Origin of the sequence: Streptomyces sp. SUK 48, assembly GCF_009650765.1 — a bacterium.
GTDB lineage: Bacteria > Actinomycetota > Actinomycetes > Streptomycetales > Streptomycetaceae > Streptomyces.
The window spans coordinates 7,902,766-7,926,391 of sequence record NZ_CP045740.1 but is presented as its reverse complement, the minus strand read 5'-3'; the positions used below and the strand labels follow the sequence as shown (position 1 = coordinate 7,926,391).

The 23,626-nt window shown below is 73.4% G+C and carries 1 protein-coding gene; it reads right to left on the bottom strand.

What is annotated here, in order from left to right; genetic code table 11:
* Positions 1-25: 25 nt before the first annotated feature.
* Positions 26-23,440, bottom strand: coding sequence for a type I polyketide synthase (locus tag GHR20_RS34940; RefSeq protein ID WP_153815529.1), 23,415 nt, complete (start codon positions 23,438-23,440; stop codon positions 26-28).
* Positions 23,441-23,626: the final 186 nt, after the last annotated feature.

Sequence of the window (23,626 nt, the reverse complement as noted above, 5' to 3'; positions counted from 1 at the left end):
GGCTCACCGGGACGCGCCGGAGCGGTCAGGAAATCCCGAATTCCTTGCCGAGCAGATCGAATACTTCGTCGTCCGTGGCCGATTCCAGATCGCTGCCGCTCGCACCAGGGATTTCCTGGTCCGATGCCTTGCCGGATTCACCGGCGATCAGCAGCACTTCCTGGAGCTTCGCCAGGATCCGGTCGCGAGCTTCGCTCGCTGCCAACTTCGTGACCAATTCTTGTTCCACCTTGTCCAAGTCGGCAAGTAGGGAATCCACTAAAGCCGGTTCGGCAGCCCCCGTGACCTCGGTGAACACCTGACGGGCGAGCACAGCGGGTGTCGGGTGGTCGAAGACCAGGGTCGCGGGGAGCCGCAGCCCGGTGGCCCGGTTCAGCCGGTTGCGGAGTTCGACGGCGGTGAGGGAGTCGAAGCCCAGATCCTGGAAGGCGTGTTCCGGCCGGATCGTACGGTCCGAGGCGTGCCCCAGGACCGCGGCCACCTCGGCCCGCACCAGATCCAGCACGCTCTTCTCCCGCTCCCCCTCGGGCAGCCCCGCCAGGCGCTCGGCCAGCGAGGGCCCGGAGCCGGACGCGGACGCGGAGGAAGCGGCGCCCCGCACGCTCCTCCGGCCGGCCGAGGCGGGCACGAGGGCGCGCAGCAGCGGCGGTGTCTCACCGCCGCACAGGGCGCCGGTGTCGATACGGACCGGGGCGAGCATCGCCTCGTCCGTGGTCAGCGCCGCGTCGAACAGTCGCAGCCCCTCCCCGGTCGGCAGCGGCAGCACACCGCTGCGCGCCATCCGCGCCCGGTCGGCGGCGGCGAGACCGTCCGTCATCGCGCCGGGCTGCTCCCACACCCCCCACGCCAGCGAGGTGGCGGGCAGTCCCCGGGCGCGTCGGGAGCCGGCGAAGGCGTCGAGGAAGGTGTTGGCCGCCGCGTAACTCGCCTGACCCGCGCCGCCGATCAGACCGGCGACGGACGAGAACACCACGAAGGCGGCCAGGCCCATGTCCCGGGTGCACTCGTGCAGGTTCAGGACGGCGTCCACCTTGGGCCGGAAGACCTCCCTCATCCGCTCCGGCGTGACCGAGCCGACCACACCGTCGTCCAGCACGCCCGCGGTGTGTACGACGGCCGACAGCCGCCGGCCGTCCAGCAGCGCGGAGACGGCCTCCCGGTCGGCGACGTCGCAGGCCGCCCAGGTGATCTCGGCGCCCTGCGCGGCCAGTTCGGCGGTCAGGTCGGCGGCGCCCGGCGCGTGGGCGCCCCGGCGGCTCGCCAGCAGCAGCCGCCGTACCTTGTGTGCGGTCACCAGGTGCCGTGCGACGAGGGCGCCGAGCGATCCGGAGGCACCGGTCACGAGAACCGTGCCGTCGGTGAGGTCCGGCGCGCCGCCGTCACGGGCTCCGGCTGCCTTCACCAGGCGCGGCACGCACACCTCCCCGCCCCGGACCGCGAACTGCGGCTCACCGGCGGCCAGTACGGCAGGCAGCACCCGGACCACCTCGTCCGTGTCCTCGGCCTCCGCCAGCACGAACCGGTCCGGATGCTCCGACTGCGCGGACCGCACCAGCCCCCACACCGCCGCATGAACCAGCTCACCAGGACGCGTCACCAACACCAGACGCCCCGCACGCTCCCGCGCCGACCACCACTGGATCAGCGCCAGAACCTCGCTCGCGACGCGGTGCACGTGCTCGGCGGTCGGGGTACCGGGGATCTCCGGGCACGGTACGACCGCGACGGCGTCGGCCTCGGCTTCGTCGGCGTCGGCTTCGGCTTCGGCTTCGGCTTCGGCTTCGGCTTCGGGAAGGTCGGCGGACAGCGCGGCCAGATCCGGATAGACCCGTACGTCGAGTGGGGCACCCCCCTCCATGAGGGTCATGGGCTGCCACGCCAGGCCGAACAGCGAGTCGCCGGCATGCCCGCCGGGGCCGCCGGCCGCGAGCAGCTGCTCGCGCGACACCGGCCGCAGCGACAGCGAACCGACCGTGGCCACCAGAGCGCCCGACGCGTCGGCCACGGTCAGCGACACCGTGTCCGTACCCGTACGGGAGACCTTGACCCGCAGTGCCGTCGCGCCCGTGGCCCGCACTCCCACCGCGGACCAGGCGAAGGGCAGCAGCGGCCCGTCGGCCACGGGGACCAGACCGCCCGCGCCGATCGCGTGCAGCGCCGCGTCCAGCAACGCCGGATGAACGGCGAACGCGTCCGCCCCCTCGGGGAGGGCGGCCTCGGCGAGAGCGACCTCGGCGAGGACGTCGTCCCCGTCGCGCCATACGGAGCGCAGGCCGCGGAAGATCTGGCCGTAGCCCAGGCCGAGTCCGTCCAGGCCCTCGTAGAAGCCGTCGAGGTCGACGGGCTCCGCTCCCGCCGGCGGCCATACGCCGAGGTCCACGCCATGCGGCGGTTCGGGCAGCTCGTCCGTCAGGTAGCCGACGGCATGCCGGGTCCAGGGCGCGTCGTCCGGGGCGTCGTCCGGCCGCGCGTGCACACTCAGCGCCCGCCTGCCGGACTCCTCCTCGGGCCCGACCCACACCTGTACGGCGACCCCGCCCTGGTCCGGGACGATCAGCGGCGCTTCCAGTGTCAGATCCTCGACCTGGGCGCAACCGGCCTCGTCGCCCGCGCGCACCGCCAGCTCCACGAGCGCGGTACCCGGCAGCAGCACCCGGCCCATCACCATGTGGTCGGCGAGCCAGGGGTGTGTCCTGAGCGAGAGCCGCCCGGTGACCAGGAACCCACCGGCGCCGGGCAGCGCGACCACCGCACCGGCCAGCGGGTGCTCGGCCGCGCCCAGCCCGAGCCCGGCGGCAGCGGCACCACCGCTGAATTCCTCCGGCACCTCCAGCCAAAATCGCTCGTACTGGAAGGCGTAGGTCGGCAGATCGACCCGCCGCGCACCCGGGAGGACCGCCCGCCAGTCCGGGGAGACACCGTGCACATGCAACTCGGCGAGCGCGGTGACGACGGCCTGCGGCTCGGGACGGTCGCCCCGTACGACGGGGACGGTCACGATGTCGTCCGCACAGCCCTGGGCCAGAGCGCTCAGCACACCGCCCGGACCGATCTCCACGAACGTGGACACACCCAGCGCGTGCAGGGTCCGCACACCATCCGCGAAACGGACCGCCTCACGGACGTGCCGCACCCAGTACGACGGGGTGTACGGCTCGGCCAGACCGCCCGTGAGATTCGAAACGACCGGGACACGCGGCTCGTCGAAGGTCAAGCCTCCGATAGCCTCCGCGAACTCCTCCAGCATCGGGTCCATCAACGGCGAGTGGAACGCGTGACTGACCTTCAACCGGGACGTCTTACGGCCCAGCTCGCGGAAGGCGTCGCCGATCCCGACAACCACGTCCTCCGCGCCCGACACCACCACCGACTGCGGCCCGTTGACCGCCGCGATACCGACCTCCTCGGTCAGATACGGCAACACCTCTTCTTCCGTTGCCTGTACGGCGACCATCGCACCGCCAGCCGGGAGCGCCTGCATGAGACGGGCACGCGCCGACACCAACTTCGCCGCGTCCGCAAGGGACAGCACACCCGCCACATGCGCGGCCGCGATCTCACCGACCGAGTGCCCGGCCACGTAATCCGGTCGAATGCCCCACGACTCCAACAACCGGAACAACGCCACCTCGACGGCGAACAGCGCGGGCTGCGTCGAACCCGTCTGATGCAGGGATTCCGCATCGACATCGACCGGCACGTCCAGAAGCCCACATACCTCGTCGTACGCCGCCGCGAACACGGGGTACGCCGCGTACAACCCACGCCCCATACCGAGCCGTTGCGACCCCTGCCCCGAGAACAAGAACCCGACCTTGCCGTCGCTGGCCGGTTCGCCCCGCACGACCCGGGCGGGAGCCGGGGACCCTTCGGCCAACGCACGGAGACCGTCGAGGAGTTCGTCGCGGCCCTCCCCCACCACGGCGGCCCGGTACTCCAGGGCCGAGCGGGTGGTGGCGAGGGAGAAGGCGAGGTCGGCCGGCCGCAGTTCCGTGGTCGAGGCCAGGGACAGCAGGCGCTCCGCCTGGGCCCGCAGTGCCGTGTCGCTCTTGGCGGACAGCACCCACGGAACGACCGCACCGGACTCGGGAGCGGGCTCCGAATCCTCCGGGGCTGGTGCCTGTTCGACGATCACATGGGCGTTGGTGCCACTGATGCCGAAGGAGGAGACGGCGGCGCGGCGAGGACCGTCGTGCGCGGGCCAGTCCACGGCCTCGGTCAGTAGCCGTACGTCACCCGCCGACCAGTCCACGTGCGGGGTCGGCTCGTCCACGTGCAGGGTGCGCGGCAGCACACCGTGCCGCATCGCCATCACCATCTTGATCACACCACCGACACCCGCGGCCGCCTGCGCATGACCGATGTTCGACTTCAACGACCCCAGCCACAACGGCCGTTCCCCGGCACGCTCCTGACCGTACGTCGCGATCAACGCCTGCGCCTCGATCGGATCACCCAGCCGCGTCCCCGTACCATGCGCCTCCACAGCGTCCACCTGATCCGGAGACACACCGGCGTTCGCCAGCGCCTGCCGGATCACCCGCTGCTGCGCCGGACCGTTCGGCGCCGTCAGACCGTTCGACGCACCGTCCTGATTCACCGCCGTACCCCGGACAACCGCCAACACCTGATGGCCGTTACGACGGGCATCGGACAACCGCTCCACCAGCAGCATGCCCGCACCCTCAGCCCACCCCGTACCGTCCGCTTCCGCGCCGAACGCCTTGCACCGGCCGTCCATGGACAGACCCCGTTGCCGGCTGAACTCCACGAACGTCGAGGGAGTGGCCATCACGGTGACGCCGCCGACGAGGGCCATCGAGCACTCGCCGCTGCGCAGCGCCTGCGCCGCCAGATGCAGCGCCACCAGGGACGACGAGCACGCCGTGTCGACCGTGACCGCCGGGCCTTCGAGCCCGAAGGTGTACGAGACCCGGCCGGAGGCGATGCTGCCCGCGCTGCCGCTGCCCAGGTAGGCGTCCATGCCCTCCGCGGCCGTCTTCACCCGGCCGCCGTAGTCGTGGTACATCACGCCCGCGAAGACACCGGTCCTGCTCCCCCGCACCGTCGCCGGGTCGATCCCGGCCCGCTCGAACGCCTCCCACGACGTCTCCAGCAGCAACCGCTGCTGCGGATCCATCGCCAGCGCCTCACGCGGCGAGATCCCGAAGAAGGACGGGTCGAACTCGGCGGCCCGGTGGAGGAAACCACCGTGGCGCGCATAGGACTTGCCGGAGCGGTCGGGGTCCGGGTCGTAGAGGTTCTCGACGTCCCAGCCCCGGTCCTCGGGGAAGCTGGAGATCGCGTCGCCCCCGGAGGCCACGAGACGCCACAGGTCCTCGGGCGAGCGCACCTCGCCGGGGAACCGGCAGGCCATGCCCACGATCGCGATCGGCTCGTCCGTGCCGGTCACCGCGGCCACCGCGGCCTCGGGCCGCTCCTGGACGCCCAGGGTCTCGGCCAGCAGGAAGCGGGAGAGCGCCGCGGGCGTGGGGTGGTCGAAGACCAGGGTCGCGGGGAGCCGCAGCCCGGTCGCCGCGTTCAGGCGGTTGCGGAGTTCCACCGAGGTGAGCGAGTCGAAGCCGGCGTCCTGGAAGGCGTGTTCCGGCTGGACGGCCCGGGCCGAGGCGTGCCCGAGCACGGCGGCGACCTCTGCCCGCACCATGTCCAGTACCACCTGTTCGCGCTCGGCCGCGGGCAGCCCGGCCAGCCGCTCACCCAGCGAGCCCTTCGGCGCGCTCCGCGCCGCGCGCCGTACCGGTGCGACCCGTACCAGTCCGCGCAGGACCGACGGCACCGTGCCCTGGAGGCCGCTCGGGTCGAGTCGCAGGGGGGCGACGGTGGCCCGGTCCAGGGCGAGCGCCGCGTCGAAGAGCCGCAACCCTTCGTCGACGGCTATCGGGGCCAGACCCACCCGCTTGAGCCGGGTGAGGTCGGCCTGGTCGAGCCGGTCGGCCATGCCGCCGTTCTGCTCCCACAGCCCCCACGCGAGTGAGGTGGCGGGGAGTTGCTGGTCGCGGCGGAATCCGGCGAAGGCGTCGAGGAAGGTGTTCGCCGCCGCGTAGTTGCCTTGTCCCGCGCTGCCCAGGATGCCGGACACCGAGGAGAAGACGACGAACGCCGACAACTCGCCGGTTAGTTCATGGAGGTTGAGGACGGCGTCGACCTTGGGCCGCAGCACCTTCGCCATGCGGTCGGGGGTGAGCGAGGCGATCACGCCGTCGTCCAGGACGCCGGCCGTGTGCACCACGGCCGTCACCGGTGTGCCGGACAGCACCTCGGCGAGGGCGTCCCGGTCGGCCGCGTCGCAGGCCGCCCAGTTCACCTCGGCGCCCCACGCGGTCAGTTCGGCCTCCAGCTCGACCGCGCCGGGGGCCTCCGCGCCACGTCGGCTGAGGAGCAGCAGGCTCCGTACCCCGTGCTCGGCGACCAGGTGCCGGGCGACGAGGCCGCCCAGTGCCCCGGAGGCACCGGTCAGCAGCACGACGCCGGCGCCGAAGTCCGGCGTGTCGGTGACGGTCCCGGTTGCCTTCACCAGACGCGGGACGCACACCTCCCCGCCCCGGACCGCGAACTGCGGCTCACCGGCGGCCAGTACGGCAGGCAGCACACGAACCACCTCGTCCGTGTCCTCGGCCTCCGCCAGCACGAACCGGTCCGGATGCTCCGACTGCGCGGACCGCACCAGCCCCCACACCGCCGCATGAACCAGCTCACCCGGACGCGTCACCAACACCAGACGCCCCGCACGCTCCTGTGCCGACCACCCCTGCACCAGCGCCAGAACCTCGTCCGTGACGCGGTGCACCCGGTCGGCCTGCGTACCGGACCCCACCGGGCACGGAACGACCACGGCCGCCGCCCGTGACCCCTCCGACTCCCGCAGCGCGGCGAAGTCGGCGACCGTCTCGATCGGCACCGCCTCGGCCGCGGCGGGAAGAGCGCAGGGCGTCCACTCCAGCTCGAACAACTGCTGCTCGCCGCCGCCGACATCGCGCAGCTGCTCCGTCGAGACCGTCCGCAATGTCAGCGACTCGACCGAGGCCACCGGTTCACCGGCGCCGTCGGCCACGGCCAGCGTGAACGAACCGGACGCCGTCCGCGACAGCTTCACCCGCACCATCGCCGCACCGGCCGCCTGTACGAAGACGCCGGACCAGGCGAAGGGCAGCGCCGGGCCGTCGTCCAACGGCACCAGCCCACCGGCGGCCAGGGCGTGCAGGGCGGCGTCCAGCAGCGCCGGGTGCAGGGCGAACGCCGTCGCGTCCGCGGCCAGCTCCTCCGGCAGCTCGACCTCGGCATAGACGTCGTCCCCGGCACGCCACACCGAGCGCAGGCCCTGGAAGAGCGGGCCGTACTCCAGGCCCACGGCGGCCGTGCCCGCGTAGAAGTCCGTCAGGTCGACGGCCTCCGCACCCGCCGGCGGCCAGGACCCGGGGTCCACGGCGGACGGTGCCGACGCCGAGGACAGCACACCGGTCGCATGCTGCAGCCACGGCCCGGCACCGGTGCGGGAGTGCACGCTCAGCTGCCGACGGCCCCACTCGTCCTCGGCGCCGACGGCCACCTGAAGGGTGACGCCCTCACGCTCGGGCACCACCAGGGGGAGTTCGAGAGCCAGGTCCTCGATCCATCCGCACCCCGTCTCGTCACCCGCCCGGATCGCCAGCTCCACGAACGCGGTGCCGGGCAGCAGCACGGTCCCGTGCACGGCGTGATCGGCGAGCCATGGATGGGTTTCCAGGGAGAGCAGGCCGGTGAGCAGGACGCCGTCGCTGTCGGCCGTCGTGATCGCGGCACCGAGCAGCGGGTGATCCGCCGGTCCCAGACCGGCGGCCCGTACATCACCGGACGCCCGGGGAACGTCGAGCCAGTAGCGCTCGCGCTGGAAGGCGTAGGTGGGCAGGTCGACGCGCCGGGCACCGGGCAGCAGGGCCTGCCAGTCGGGCGAGACGCCGTGCGTGTGCAGCAGTCCGAGCGCGGCGGTGATCGCGTACGGCTCGGGACGGTCGGCGCGCAGGGTGGGCACGGTCACGATGTCGTCCGCACAGCCCTGGGCCAGAGCGCTCAGCACACCGCCCGGACCGATCTCCACGAACCTGGTCACACCCAGCTCGTGCAGGGTCCGCACACCATCGGCGAACCGGACCGCCTCACGGACATGCCGCACCCAGTACGACGGCGTGTACGGCTCGGCCAGACCGCCCGTGAGGTTCGAAACGACCGGGATGCGCGGCTCGTCGAAGGTCAAGCCTCCGATAGCCTCCGCGAACTCCTCCAGCATCGGGTCCATCAGGGGCGAGTGGAAGGCGTGGCTGACCTTCAGCCGGGACGTCTTACGACCCAGCTCGCGGAAGGTCTCAGCAATCGCGGTGACGGCGTCCTCGGTACCCGAAACCACCACGGACTGCGGCCCGTTGACCGCCGCAATGCCCACGCCATCGGTCAGATACGGCAGCACCTCTTCCTCGGTGGCCTGTACGGCGACCATCGCACCGCCACCCGGCAACGCCTGCATCAACGCGGCACGCGCCGACACCAGCTTCGCCGCATCCTCAAGGGACAACACCCCCGCCACATGCGCGGCCGCGATCTCCCCGACCGAATGACCGGCCACGTAATCCGGCCGGATGCCCCACGACTCCAGGAGCCGGAACAACGCCACCTCGACGGCGAACAGCGCCGGCTGAGTCGAACCCGTCTGATGCAGCTCGTCCGAGTCCACGTCGACCGGTGTGTCCAAGTGCGCGCACACCTCGTCGTACGCCGCCGCGAACACCGGATACGCCTCGTACAACTCACGCCCCATGCCCAGGCGTTGCGACCCCTGACCGGAGAACAAGAACCCTATCTTGCCCCCGACAGCACCGCCCGTCGAAGCCGCGCCGGAAGCGAGCGCCTCCAACTCCTGCCGCAGTTCCGCCGGATGCGCGCCCACGACCACCGCACGGCGTTCCAGTGCCGCACGCGATGTCGCCAGCGAGAACGCCACGTCCTCGGGACGGAGCCCGTTGCCCTCGGCACCCTCAGCGCCCTCAGCGCCCTCAGCGCCCAGGAAGGACAGCAGCCGGGACGCCTGGGCCCGCAGTGCCGTGTCGCTCTTGGCGGACAGCACCCACGGGACGACCGAACCCGACGCCGGAGTGGGCACCGACTCCACCGGGGCCGGGGCCTGTTCCACGATCACATGGGCGTTGGTACCGCTCACGCCGAAGGAGGAGACGGCGGCACGGCGCGGCCCGTCGTGCGCGGGCCAGTCCACGGCCTCGGTCAGCAGCCGAACCTCGCCCGCCGACCAGTCCACGTGCGGGGTCGGCTCGTCCACGTGCAGGGTCCGCGGCAGCACACCGTGCCGCATCGCCATGACCATCTTGATGATCCCACCGACACCCGCGGCGGCCTGCGCATGACCGATGTTCGACTTCAACGACCCCAGCCACAACGGCCGTCCCCCGGCACGCTCCTGACCGTACGTCGCGATCAACGCCTGCGCCTCGATCGGATCACCCAGCCGCGTCCCCGTACCATGCGCCTCCACGGCATCCACCTGATCCGGAGACACGCCGGCGTTCGCCAGCGCCTGCCGGATCACCCGCTGCTGCGCCGGACCGTTCGGCGCCGTCAGACCGTTCGACGCACCGTCCTGATTCACCGCCGTACCCCGCACAACCGCCAACACCTGATGCCCATGCCGGCGGGCATCGGACAGCCGCTCCACCAGCAGCATGCCCGCACCCTCAGCCCAGCCCGTGCCATCGGCCCCGGCCGCGAACGCCTTGCACCGGCCGTCCGCCGACAGGCCCCGCTGGCGGCTGAACTCCACGAAGACGCTCGGGCCGGCCATCACGGTGACGCCGCCGACGAGGGCCATGGAGCATTCGCCGCTGCGCAACGCCTGTGCGGCGAGGTGCAGGGCGACGAGCGACGACGAGCACGCCGTGTCCACCGTCACCGCGGGACCCTCAAGCCCGAACGTGTACGAGACGCGGCCCGAAGCGACGCTGCCCGCGCTGCCGTTGACGAGGTAGCCCTCCAGACCTGGCGGTGAGGTGTGCACCCGGCCGCCGTAGTCGTGGTACATCACGCCCGCGAAGACACCGGTCCTGCTCCCCCGCACCGTCGCCGGATCGATCCCGGCCCGCTCGAACGCCTCCCACGACGTCTCCAGCAGTAACCGCTGCTGCGGATCCATCGCCAGCGCCTCACGCGGCGAGATCCCGAAGAACTCGGCGTCGAAGTCCGCCGCGTCGCGCAGGAAGCCGCCCTCGCGGGTGTAACTGGTGCCCCACTGGTCGGGGTTCGGGTCGTACAGGTTCGCCACGTCCCAGCCGCGGTCCTCGGGGAAGCCCGACACGGCGTCGCGACCGGAGAACACCAGCTGCCACAGCTCTTCGGGCGACCGCACACCGCCGGGATAGCGGCAGGCCATGCCCACGATGGCGATCGGCTCGTCGGCCGCCGCGCCGGATGCTGGCCGGGTCGCCGGCACGGTCGCCGTCGCCTCGCCGGAACCCGCGGCCTCGGCGGTGAGGAAGCGGGCCAGGGTGAGCGGGCTCGGGTAGTCGAAGATCAGGGTGGCGGGCAGGCGCATCCCGACGGCCGAGTTGAGCCGGTTGCGCAGTTCGACGGCGGTCAGCGAGTCGAACCCGATGTCCTTGAACGCGTCGTCCGCGCCGACCGACCCGGCACCGGCGTGCCCGAGCACGGCGGCGACCTCACCGCGCACCAGGTCGAGGACCACCTGCTCGCGCTCGGCCACCGGCAGCCCGGCCAGCCGCTCACCCAGCGAGCCCTTCGGCGCACTCCGCGCCGCGCGCCGCACCGGTGCGACCCGTACCAGTCCGCGCAGGACCGACGGCACGGGCTGTCCCTGTGCCTCGCTCGGCCGGCCCTGTCCGCCGCGGAAGGCGGAGGTGTCGAGCCGGATCGGGGCGACGGCCGCCCGGTCGGTGGCCAGGGCCGCGTCGAACAGCCGCAGGCCGTCCGCCGGCGGGATCGGGGCGAGGCCCATGCGCTTGATGCGGGTGAGATCGGTGTGGTCGAGGCCGCCGGTCATGGCGCTCTCGCCGGCCTGCGCCCACAGGCCCCAGGCCAGCGACGTGGCGCGCAGTCCCAGGGCCCGGCGGTGCTCGGCGAGGGCGTCGAGGAACGTGTTGGCGGCGGCGTAGTTGCCCTGCCCCGGCGTGCCGAGGGTGCCCGCCGCCGAGGAGAAGAGCACGAACGCGGACAGGTCCCCGCAGAGTTCGGCCGCGAGATCGTGCAGGTTCAGCGCGGCGTCCACCTTGGGGCGGAACACGGTGTCCAGCCGCTCGGGGGTCAGCGATCCGATGATTCCGTCGTCCAGAACGCCGGCGGTGTGCACGATCGCGGACAGCTTCTGCCCCGGACCGGCCAGGAGTGCGCGGACGGCGTCGCGGTCGGCCACATCGCACGCGGCCCAGGTGATGTCGGCGCCCCGCGCGGTCAGCTCGGCGGTGAGGTCGGCCGCGCCGGGGGCGTCCCCGCCCCGGCGGCTGACGAGCAGCAGGCTGCGCACGCCGTGCTCGGCGACCAGATGCCGGGCCAGCAGCCCGCCCAGACCGCCCGACGCACCGGTCAGCAGGACGGTACCGGTGCCGAGGGCGGGGACCTGCGGCTCGGGGTCCGGCGTGGCGGCGCGGACCAGCCTCGGCACCCGGATCTCGCCGTCCGCGCGGACCAGGGCCTGCGGCTCGGCGGACGCGAGCAGGCCGGGCAGCGCCCGGGCCGGACCGGCATGGCCGGCACCGCTGCCGCTCTCGGTGTCCGCCGAGGTCTCGACCAGCACGATGCGGCCGGGATTCTCGGTCTGCGCCGAGCGCACCAGCCCGCGGACCGCCGCCTGGGCGAGGTCTCCGGTACGGGTCACCAGCACCAGGCGCGCCGGGCGATCCTCGGCCAGCCACCACTGGAGCAACTCCAGTACGGCGTAGGTGACTTCGCGGACCTGCGTGGCGAGATCCGTGCCCGTCCCGGTCGGGCAGGGCACGATCACGGCACCGGCGGCGGCATCGGCGTCCGCTCCGGCCGCCGTCACGGCCGGTGAGCCGGCGTCCCGGAGGGCGGCGAGATCGCCGTACGACTCGATCCTCGTGCCGTCCGGCACGGACGGCAGTCCGACCGGTGTCCACTCCAGGGCGAAGACCGCGTCGTCGCCGCCGGAACCGGCGCGCAACTGCTCCGCGGCTACCGGGCGCAGGGTCAGCGAGTCGATCCGCGCGACCGGTTCACCGGTGCCGTCGGCCAGCAGCAGCGACACCGTGGAGGCGCCGGCGCGCGAGACCTTCACCCGCAGGGCGGAGGCACCGGCGGCGGTCAGCCGCACCCCGCTCCAGGCGAACGGGAGCAGCCCGTGCCCGGTTCCGGCGTCGGGCTCCACCGCGCCGAGCCAGACGGTGTGCAGGGCGGCGTCGAACAGCGCGGGGTGCAGCCCGTACGCGCCCGCGTCCCTGCCGTTCGCCCCCGCATCCCTGCCGTTCGCGCCGTCCTCCGTGCCGTCCGCGCCGGGCAGCTCCACCTCGGCGAAGAAGTCGTCCCCGGCGCGCCAGGCGGCGCGCAGCCCCTGGAAGACGGGGCCGTAGTCGAGTGCCAGTGCGGCGAGGCGGTCGTAGAACCCGTCGACGTCGATCGGCTCGGCGCCCGCGGGCGGCCACGCGGCGAGCGCACCGTCCATCGGCTCTTCCGTGGCGACGGTCAGAGCGCCGGAGGCGTGCCGGACCCAGGCCCGCGCGGGGTCGTCCTGGTGGGGGCGCGCGTCGCCGTCGTCGGTCCGCGAGTGCACGGTGAGCGACCGGCGACCCGTGCCGTCGTCGGCGCCGACGCGCACCTGTACGGCGACGCCGCCGCGCTCGGGCACGAGGAGCGGTGTCTCCAGGGTCAGTTCTTCCAGCAGGTCGCAGCCCACGGCGTCGGCGGCGGTGACGGCCAGTTCCACGAACGCGGTGCCGGGCAGCAGGGCGATCCCGCCGACCGCGTGGTCCGTCAGCCACGGATGCGTATGGGTGGAGAGCCGCCCGGTGAGGAGATGTCCGTCGCCGTCGGCCAGCGGCACGGCGGCCCCGAGGAGCGGATGACCGGCGTCGCCCTGGCCCACCGCGCTCATGTCGCCGACGGCGGCGGGGGCGTTGAGCCAGTAGCGCTCGCGCTGGAAGGCGTAGGTGGGCAGGTCGACGCGCCGGGCCCCCGGGAAGAAGGCGTCCCAGTCCACTTCGGCGCCACTGACGTGCAGTTGGGCGTACGCGGTGGTGAGCGCCTGGGGTTCGGGGCGGTCGGCGCGCAGTACGGGGACGGTGACGACGTCGTCCACACACCCTTGCGCCATCCCGCTGAGGACACCACCGGGCCCGATCTCCACGAACGTACCGACACCCAGCCCGTGCAGGGTCCGCACACCGTCCGCGAAACGAACCGCCTCGCGGACATGCCGCACCCAGTACGACGGGGTGTACGGGTCGGCCAGACCGCCCGTGAGGTTCGAAACGACCGGGATACGCGGCTCGTTGAAGGTCAGCCCACTGACGACCTCGCCGAACTCCTCCAGCATCGGCTCCATCAGCGGTGAGTGGAAGGCGTGGCTGACCTTCAGCCGGGATGTCTTACGCCCCCGGCCGGCGAACTCCTCCGCGACCGCCAGGACCGCGTCCTCGGCACCGGAAACCACCACCGAACGGGGCCCGTTGACCGCCGCGATACCCACGCCATCGGTCAGATACGGCAGCGCCTCTTCCTCGGTGGCCTGTACGGCGACCATCGCACCGCCACCCGGCAACGCCTGCATCAGACGAGCACGGGCTGACACCAACTTCGCCGCATCCTCAAGGGACAGCACACCCGCCACATGCGCGGCCGCGATCTCCCCCACCGAATGACCGGCCACATAGTCCGGCCGCACACCCCACGATGCGAGAAGCCGGAACAACGCCACCTCGACCGCGAACAACGCGGGCTGCGTCGAACCGGTTTGATTCAACTCCTCCGAATCAACATCAACGGGCGCGTCCAGGTGCCCGCACACCTCGTCGTACGCCGCCGCGAACACCGGATACGCCTCGTACAACGCACGCCCCATACCCAGGCGTTGCGACCCCTGCCCCGAGAACAGGAAACCGGTCTTGCCCGTCGGTCGGGCGCGCCCGGTGACGAGGTTCGCCGCCGGTTCGCCCGCCGCGAGGGCCGCGAGGCCCGCCCGCAGTTCGGCGGGATCGGTGCCGATCACGGCGGCGCGGTGTTCCAGCGCCGACCGTGTCGTGGCCGTCGAGAATCCGGCGTCCACGGGCGACACCTCGTCGGTCGCGAAGGCCAGCAGCCGGTCCGCCTGGGCGCGCAGCGCCGCTTCGGTCCTCGCCGAGAGCACCCACGGCACGGGCACCGGGCGGTGCTCCCGCGCCGGTACGGCGGCGGCCGTGGCGGGCGCTTCTTCGAGGATCGTGTGCGCGTTGGTGCCGCCGATGCCGAAGGACGAGACCGCGGCGCGGCGGGGCCCGGCGGTCCCGGGCCAGGGCACCGGTTCGGTCAGCAGCCGTACGGTGCCCGCCGACCAGTCCACGTGCCCGGTCGGCTCGTCCACGTGGAGGGTCCGCGGCAGCCTGCCGTGCCGCATGGCCAGGACCATCTTGATTACCCCGGCGACACCGGCGGCGGCCTGCGTGTGACCGATGTTCGACTTGACCGAGCCCAGCCACACCGGCCGGTCGGCGGAGTGCTCGCGGCCGTACGTGGCGAGCAGCGCCTGCGCCTCGATCGGGTCGCCGAGCTTCGTCCCCGTACCGTGTGCCTCCACGGCGTCCACGTCGGCGGGGGCGAGCCCGGCGGACGCCAGCGCCTGCCGGATCACCCGCTGCTGCGAGGGCCCGTTGGGTGCCGTGAGCCCGTTCGACGCGCCGTCCTGGTTGACCGCGCTGCCCCGGACCACGGCCAGCACCTGATGGCCATTGCGCCGGGCGTCGGAGAGCCGCTCCACCAGCAGCAGTCCGACGCCTTCGCCCCAGCCGGTGCCGTCGGCGCCGGCGGCGAACGCCTTGCAGCGGCCGTCCGCCGACAGGCCGCGCTGGCGGCTGAACTCCACGAACAGGTCGGGTGTCGTCATCACGGTGACGCCCCCGACCAGGGCCATGGAGCACTCGCCGCTCCGCAACGCCTGCCCGGCGAGGTGCAGGGCGACGAGCGACGACGAGCACGCCGTGTCCACCGTGACCGCCGGGCCCTCGAGCCCGAACGTGTAGGAGATGCGCCCGGAGACGACCGAGGCCGCCTTGCCGGTGAGCGCGTACCCCTCGATCTCCTCGGGCGCGTTGCGCAGCCCGTTGGCGTAGTCCTGGCCGTTGGTGCCGATGAACACACCGGTGCGGCTGGCGCGGACGGACGCGGGGGCGATCCCGGCGCGCTCGAACGCCTCCCACGCGGTCTCCAGCAGCAGCCGCTGCTGGGGGTCCATGGCCAGCGCCTCGCGCGGCGAGATCCCGAACAGAGCCGCGTCGAAGCGGTCGGCGCCCTCGATGAAGCCGCCCTCGCGGGTGTACGTCGTGCCGGGCCGGTCGGGGTCGGGGTCGTAGAGCGCGTCGATGTCCCAGCCGCGGTCGGTGGGGAAGCCGGACATCGCGTCCCGGCCGGAGCCGAGCAGCTCCCACAGCTCCTCCGGGGTGCGGACACCGCCGGGGAAGCGGCAGCTCATGCTGACGATCGCGAGCGGCTCGTCGGCCGCGACGGCGGTCGTCGCGTGCGGTACGGCGTTCTCCGGGCCGGGTCCGCCGAGGAGTTCGCCGCTCAGGTGGCGGGCGAGGGCGGCGGGGGTCGGATGGTCGAAGACCAGGGTGGCGGGGAGTTCGAGACCGGTGGCCTGGCTCAGCCGGTGCCGCAGTTCGACGGCGGTGAGGGAGTCGAAGCCGGTCGCGCGGAACGTCCGGTCGGCGTCGAAGGTGGTCCTGCCCGTGTGGCCGAGCACCAGCGCGGACTGCTCGCGCACCAGGTCCAGCAGGACGCGCGCCCGCTCCCCGGGGGTGGCATCGAGGAGGCGCCGGCCCAGCGCGGAGGCGGGCACCTCGGTGCTCTGCGCGGCCCGGGCGCGCGCTTCGAGGACCTCGCGGGCCTCGGGTACGCCGTGCAGCAGCGGGCAGGGACGGGTGCCGGCGAAGGCCGGCACGAAGCGGTCCCAGTCCACGTCCGCGATCGTCACGGAGGTCTCGCCGTGGGTCAGCGCACCGTGCAGTGCGGAGAGCGCGGGGAGCGCCGCGATCGGTCGTACGCCGCGCCGCCGCAGGTGGTCACCGGCCGCACCGTCGGCCATGCCGCCGTCCGCCCAGGAGCCCCAGGCGACGGCCAGCGCGGGCAGTCCCTGCGACCGGCGCTGTTCGGCGAGCGCGTCGAGGAAGGCGTTCGCGGCACCGTAGGCGCCCTGGCCGCCGTTGCCCCAGACGCCGGTCATGGAGGAGAACAGCACGAAGGCGTCGAGGTCCTGGCGGTCCCGGGTCAGCTCGTGCAAGTGGAGCGCCGCGTCCGCCTTGGGCCGCAGTACGCCGTCGAGGCGCTCGGGCGTGAGCGAGTCGATCAGGCCGTCGTCGAGGACGCCCGCCGTGTGCACCACGGCGTTCACGGGGTGCCGGGCGAACAGTTCGGCGAGGGCGTCACGGTCGGCGGCGTCGCAGGCGGCGACGGTGACCCCGACACCCGACTCCTCCAGTTCCGCCCGGAGTTCGGCGGCGCCCGGGGCCTCGGGTCCGCGGCGGCTGACCAGCACCAGGTGCTCGGCGCCGGCACCGGCGAGCCAGCGGGCCACATGGCCGCCCAGCGCGCCCGTGCCACCGGTCACGAGCACGGTGCCGCGCGGCGACCAGGCCGTTTCCGCCGGTGCGGCGGTCTGCGGCGCCCGCACGAGGCGCCGTACCGACACACCGGAGGCGCGGACGGCGAGCTGGTCCTCGTCGGCCCGGTTCAGCAGACCGGCCAGGCGGGCCAGCGCGCGGGGGTCCGGTGCGGCGGGCAGATCGACGAGGCCGCCCCAGCGCTGCGGCTGTTCCAGGGCGGCGACCCGGCCCAGGCCCCAGAGCCGCGCGGCGGCCGGGTCGGTCAGCGGGTCCGCCGGGCCGGTCGACACCGCGCCGCTGGTCAGGCACCACAGCGGGGCCTCGAACCCAGCGTCGCCGAGGGCCTGGAAGAGGAGCAGGAGCCGGTGGAGGAGGAGTCGGTGAGACGCGCCGGTTCCCGCGTCCGGTGCCGCCGCGAAGAGGACCCGGTCGGGCCGCTGCTCGTGCGCGGCTTCGGCCAGGGACCGGGCGAGTGCGGCGCGGTCGGTGTCCTCGGTCATGGCGAACGGTACGAGTGTCACTCCGAGTTCCGTGAGCCCCGCGCGAATCGCCTCGGTCCACGCGGTCTCCTCGGGGACCACGTACAGCCAGGTCCCCGACGGAGCGGCTGCGACGGGATCACCGAGCGGCTGCCAGGTGATCCGGTAGCGCCAGCCGTCGGCGACGGACCGCTCGCGCCGCTGCCGGCGCCAGGCGGACAACTTGGGTGCCACTACGTCCAGTTCGGCGGGCTCCAGCCCGAGGAGCGCACCGAGCGAGGCCCGGTCCTCGCTCTCCACGGAGTCCCAGAACTCGGCGTCCGACGATTCCGGCGCCCCGCCGGTGACGGTCCGGGGTACGTCGAGCCAGTAGCGCTCGCGCTGGAAGGCGTAGGTGGGCAGGTCGACGCGCCGGGCCCCCGGGAGGAAGGCACTCCAGTCCACTTCGGCGCCGCTGACGCGGAGTTCGGCGAGCGCGGTCACGACGGCCCGCTGTTCCGGCCGACCGGCGCGCAGTACGGGGATGGTGGCGATGTCGTCCACACACCCCTGCGCCATCCCGCTGAGGACACCACCGGGCCCGATCTCCACGAACGCACCGACACCCAGCCCGTGCAGGGTCCGCACACCGTCCGCGAAACGAACCGCCTCACGGACATGCCGCACCCAGTACGACGGGGTGTACGGGTCGGCCAGACGGCCCGTGAGGTTCGAAACGACCGGGATACGCGCCTCGTTGAAGGTCAGCCCACCGACGACCGCGCCGAACTCCTCCAGCATCGGCTCCATCAGCGGCGAGTGGAAGGCGTGACTGACCTTCAGCCGGGACGTCTTGCGACCCTGCTCCCGGAAAGTCTCGGCAATCCCGGCGACCGCGTCCTCCGCGCCCGACACCACCACGGACTGCGGCCCGTTGACCGCCGCGATGCCCACGCCATCGGTCAGGTGCGGCAGTACCTCGTCCTCGGCGGCCTGTACGGCGACCATCGCACCGCCACCCGGCAACGCCTGCATCAACGCGGCACGCGCCGACACCAGCTTCGCCGCGTCCTCAAGGCACAGCACACCCGCCACATGCGCGGCCGCGATCTCCCCCACCGAATGCCCGGCCACGTAATCCGGCCGCACACCCCACGACTCCAGGAGCCGGAACAACGCCACCTCGACCGCGAACAGCGCCGGCTGAGTCGAACCCGTCTGATGCAGCTCGTCCGAGTCCACGTCGACCGGTGTGTCCAGGTGTGCGCACACCTCGTCGTACGCCGCCGCGAACACCGGGTACGCCTCGTACAACTCGCGCCCCATACCGAGGCGTTGCGAGCCCTGCCCCGAGAAGAGGAAGCCGAGCTTGCCGCCGACGGCACCGCTCACCGGGGCGGCCCCGGAGACGATCGCCTCCAACCCGTCACGGAACTCGGCGAGTTCCGCTCCCACGACCGCCGCCCGCCGCTCCAGCGCCGCCCGGGACGTCGCCAGCGAGAAGGCCACGTCCTCCGGTCGGGCGTCCGCGCCCCGGTCGTCCAGGAAGGACAGCAGCCGGGACGCCTGCTCCCGGAGCGCCGTGTCGTTCTTCGCCGACAGCACCCATGGGACGACCGCGCCCGAGCCCGGGGCCGGGGGCTCCTCGGCCGTGCCGGGTGCCTGTTCGACGATGACGTGCGCGTTGGTTCCGCTGATGCCGAAGGAGGACACCGCCGCCCGGCGCGGCAGTTCGCCCGCGGGCCAGTCCACCGCCTCGGTGAGCAGTCGTACCTCGCTCGCCGGCCAGTCCACGTGCGGGGTCGGCTCGTCCACGTGCAGCGTCCGCGGCAGTACACCGTGGCGCATCGCCATGACCATCTTGATCACACCGGCCACCCCGGCGGCGGCCTGCGTGTGACCGATGTTCGACTTGAGCGAGCCGAGCCACAACGGCCTTTCCGGTGACCGTTGTTGGCCGTACGTGGCGATGAGGGCTTCCGCCTCGATCGGGTCGCCGAGCCGGGTCCCCGTGCCGTGGGCCTCCACCGCGTCGACGTCGGCGGGCGCGAGTCCGGCGGCCGTCAGTGCCTGGCGGATGACGCGCTGCTGCGAGGGCCCGTTGGGTGCCGTGAGTCCGTTCGACGCGCCGTCCTGGTTGACCGCGCTGCCCCGGACCACGGCCAGCACCTGATGGCCGTTGCGCCGGGCGTCGGAGAGCCGCTCCACCAGCAGCATGCCGACGCCCTCGGCCCAGCCCGTGCCGTCCGCGCCGGCCGCGAACGCCTTGCAGCGGCCGTCCGCCGACAGGCCGCCCTGGCGGCTGAACTCCACGAACATGCCGGGCGTGGACATCACCGTGACACCACCGGCCAGGGCCATGGTGCACTCGCCGGCGCGCAGCGACTGGACGGCCAGGTGCAGGGCGACCAGGGACGACGAGCAGGCCGTGTCCACCGTGACGGCGGGGCCCTCCAGGCCGAACGAGTAGGCCACGCGGCCCGAGGCGACACTCGTCGTGGTGCCGGTCAGCAGATAGCCCCCGGCTTCGTCGGCCGGCTCGTGCAGCCGGGGGCCGTAGTCCTGGGCCGTCGCGCCGATGAAGACGCCCGCCCGGCTGCCGCGCAGGGTGGCCGGGTCGATGCCCGCCCGTTCGAACGCCTCCCAGGCGGTCTCCAGGACCAGCCGCTGCTGGGGGTCGATCGCGGCGGCCTCGCGGGGGCTGATCCCGAAGAAGTCGGCGTCGAAGTCGGCCGCCCCGTGCAGGAAACCGCCGTGCCGTGTCGAGGACGTGCCGGGGGTGCCGGGCTCCGGGTCCCAGAGCGCCTCGACGTCCCAGCCGCGGTCCGCCGGGAACCCGGAGACGGCGTCGCCGCCCGAGGCGAGCAGCCGCCACAGGTCCTCGGGAGAGCCGATGCCGCCGGGCAGGCGGCAGCTCATGGCCACGATGGCGACGGGCTCGTCGGGGTCGGCCACCGTCGTGGGAGTACGGTCCGCCGGGTCCTCGGCGCCGAGGGAGCGGGCCGCGAGGTGGCGGGCGAGCGCGGCCGGGGTGGGATGGTCGAACAGCAGCCCGCTGGGCAGGCGCAGACCGGTGGCGGCGCCGAGCTGGTTGCGCAGTTCCACCGAGCTGAGCGAGTCGAAGCCGAGGTCCTTGAAGGTCCAGTCACCGGCGACCTGGCTGCCCTCGGCGTGGCCGAGAACGGCGGCGATGTGTGCGCGGACCAGGTCGAGCGTGGCCTCTTCCCGTGCGGCGGCGGGCAGTTCGGCCAGCCGTCGGCCGAGGGCGCCGACCGGCGTGTCGTCGGTTTCGGCGACGGCGTCCGCCCGCGGGTCCGCGGGGGCCCGGCCGGGGGTGGTGGCGGGGGTGGTGGTGACGGGTGCGGTGCCGGCCGCGTCCAGCCAGTACCGCTGCCGTTCGAACGCGTAGGTGGGGAGCGCGACCTTGCGGTGCGCGTCATGTCCGCCGCCGAACAGGGCGTGCCAGTCCGGTTCCAGGCCGTTGACGTGCAGTGCGGCGACGGCCGTCAGCAGGGCGGACGGCTCGGGGCGGCGGGCGCGCAGGGCGGGGACGAACAGGGAGCCGGCGTCGGCCCCCGCGCGGGCCATGGAGGTGAGGACGCCGCCGGGGCCGAGTTCGAGGTAGGCGCGTACGCCGTGCTCGTCGAGGCGGGCGACGCCGTCGGCGAAGCGGACCGCCTCGCGTACATGGCGGACCCAGTACGCGGCGCCGCATCCCTCGTACGCCGGGAGCTCCCCGGCGAGCCGGCCCGTCACGTTGGACACGATCGGGATGCGCGGGGCGTGGAAGGTGAGGCCCTCGGCCACCTCGCGGAACTCCGCCAGCATGGGTTCCATGTGCGGGGAGTGGAAGGCGTGGCTGACCCGCAGCCGGCTGGTCCTGCGGCCGAGGGCGGCGAAGGCGTCGGCGATCTCGGTGGCGAGGTCCTCGTCGCCGGAGACGACGACGGAGTCCGGGCCGTTCAGCGCGGCGATGCTGACGCGGTCGGTGTGCGCGCCGACGCGCTCGCGGACCTCGGCCTCGGTGGCCTGCACCGCGATCATGGCGCCGCCGGCGGGCAGCGCCTGCATCAGCCGGCCGCGTGCGGCCACGAGGGCGCAGGCGTCGGCGAGCGAGAGGACACCGGCCACGTGCGCGGCGGCGAGTTCGCCGATGGAGTGGCCCATGAGCACGTCGGGGGTGATGCCCCAGCTCTCCAGCGCCCGGAACAGGGCGACTTCGAGGGCGAACAGCGCGGTCTGGGTGTACAGGGTCCGGTCGAGTTCGCCCGCCGCCTCGGTGCCCTCGGCGGCGAACATGACCTCGCGCAGCGGCCTCGGCAGCAGGGGGTCCAGGTGTGCGCACACCTCGTCCAGGGCGGTGGCGAACGCCGGTACGGTCTCGGCCAGTTCGCGTCCCATGCCGGCGCGCTGACTGCCCTGGCCCGAGAAGAGGAAGGCGAGTTCGCCGCGCGGTGCCGTACGGCCCGTGGTCAGCGCCGCGTCGACGCCGTCGGTGGACAGCGCGCGCAGGGCGCGCAGGAAGTCGGCGCGGTTCTCGCCGACGACGACGGCCCGGTGTTCGAAGGCGGTGCGGCCGGTGGCCAGCGAGCGGCCGACCTCGGGCAGGGCGAGCGCGGGATGTGCCTCGGCGTGGGCCAGCAGGGCGGCGGCCTGGCCGCGCAGCCCGGAGGCGGTCCTGGCGGACAGCGGCCAGCAGGTCGCGGCCGTACCCGCGCCCGGTTCCGGGGTGTCCGTCTCCGGCGTGCGCGCCGCTCCCGGGTCCGCGCCTTCCGGGTCAGCTCCCGTGCGGTCCGCCGCGGCCGGGGCCGTCGCCGTCCGGTGCTCCGCCAGCACGATGTGGCAGTTGGTGCCGCCCATCCCGAACGAGCTGACCCCGGCGACGAGGGGGCGGCCGTCCTGCGCGGCCCAGGCGCTGTGCTCGGTCTGTACGCGCAGGTTGAGCCGGTCCAGCGGGATCGCCGGGTTCGGTGTCTCGAAGTTGAGGCTGGCGGGCAGTTCGCGGTGGTGGAGCGCGAGGGCCGCCTTGAGCAGGCCGGTGATGCCGGCGGCGCCCTCCAGATGGCCGACGTTGGTCTTGGCCGAGCCGACCCGCAGCGGATCGCCGGGCGCGCGTCCGGTGCCGAGCACCGCGCCGAGCGCGGCCGCCTCGACGGGGTCGCCGACCTTGGTGCCGGTGCCGTGCAACTCGACGTAGCCGACGTGCGCGGGATCGATCCCGGCGCGCTCGCAGGCGAGCCGGAGCACCTGCTCCTGCCCGGACCGCAGGGGCACGGTCAGTCCGTCGCCGCCGCCGTCGTTGTTGACGGCGCTGCCGCGGATCACGCAGTACACGGGGTCGCCGTCCGCGACGGCTTGGGCGAGCGGTTTGAGGACGACGATGCCGCCGCCCTCGCCGCGGACGTAGCCGTTGGCGCGGGCGTCGAAGGTGAAGCAGCGGCCGTCGGGGGACAGCCCGCCGAACTTGGCCGCGCCCAGGGTGCTTTCGGGGACGATGTTGAGGTTGACGCCACCGGCGAGGGCGACCGTCGACTCGCCCTTGCGCAGGCTCTCGCAGGCCAGGTGGACCGAGACCAGGGACGAGGACTGTCCGGAGTCCACGGTCAGGCTGGGGCCGCGCAGACCGAGGAAGTACGAGACCCGGTTGGCGATGATGCTGCGGTGCAGGCCGGTGACGGTGTGCGGGGAGATGGCCGTGAGCCCGGAGCGGTGGTGCAGGGTCGCGTAGTCGTCCCAGATCGCGCCGACGAACACCCCGGTGCGGCTGGAGCGCAGGGTCCAGGGGCGGACGTGCGCGTCCTCCAGCGCCTCCCAGGCCAGTTCCAGGACGAGCCGCTGCTGCGGGTCCATCGCGGCGGCCTCCTTCGGGGAGAGCCCGAAGAACCCGGCGTCGAAGTGGCCGACGCGGTCGAGGAACCCGCCCCGGCGGATGTCGGTCCTGCCGGGCTCCGACGGGTCGGCGTCGGCCACCGCGGCCCCGTCCCACCGGTCCGGGGGTACGTCGGTGATCGCGTCCGTGCCCTCGCTGAGCAGCCGCCAGAAGGCCGCCGGGTCGGCGGCGCCCGGCAGCCGGCACGCCAGGCCGATGACGGCTATGTCACCGGCCGAATCCGCCGAAGCCGAACCGGCCCGATTCCCCGTCCCGTTGCGCTCGGACTCGACCATTTGCACTCCACCCGCCCACACAGAGAACGAAAAGGCACCGCACCGTTGCGGCCACGGCACGGGCGATCGGCACTGGTGATCGCCATGACCGGGGCGGCAACGGATTGCGGTGTGGCTCCAGTTTCGGCCCCATGGGCACGCCCCGCCGCTGTGGCGGATCAGTTTTAGGGGAATCCCCAAGGGGTG

Excerpts from the sequence above, each read along its gene's own strand:
- GHR20_RS34940 (WP_153815529.1), bottom strand. The coding sequence starts at position 23,440 with ATGGTCGAGTCCGAGCGCAACGGGACGGGGAATCGGGCCGGTTCGGCT.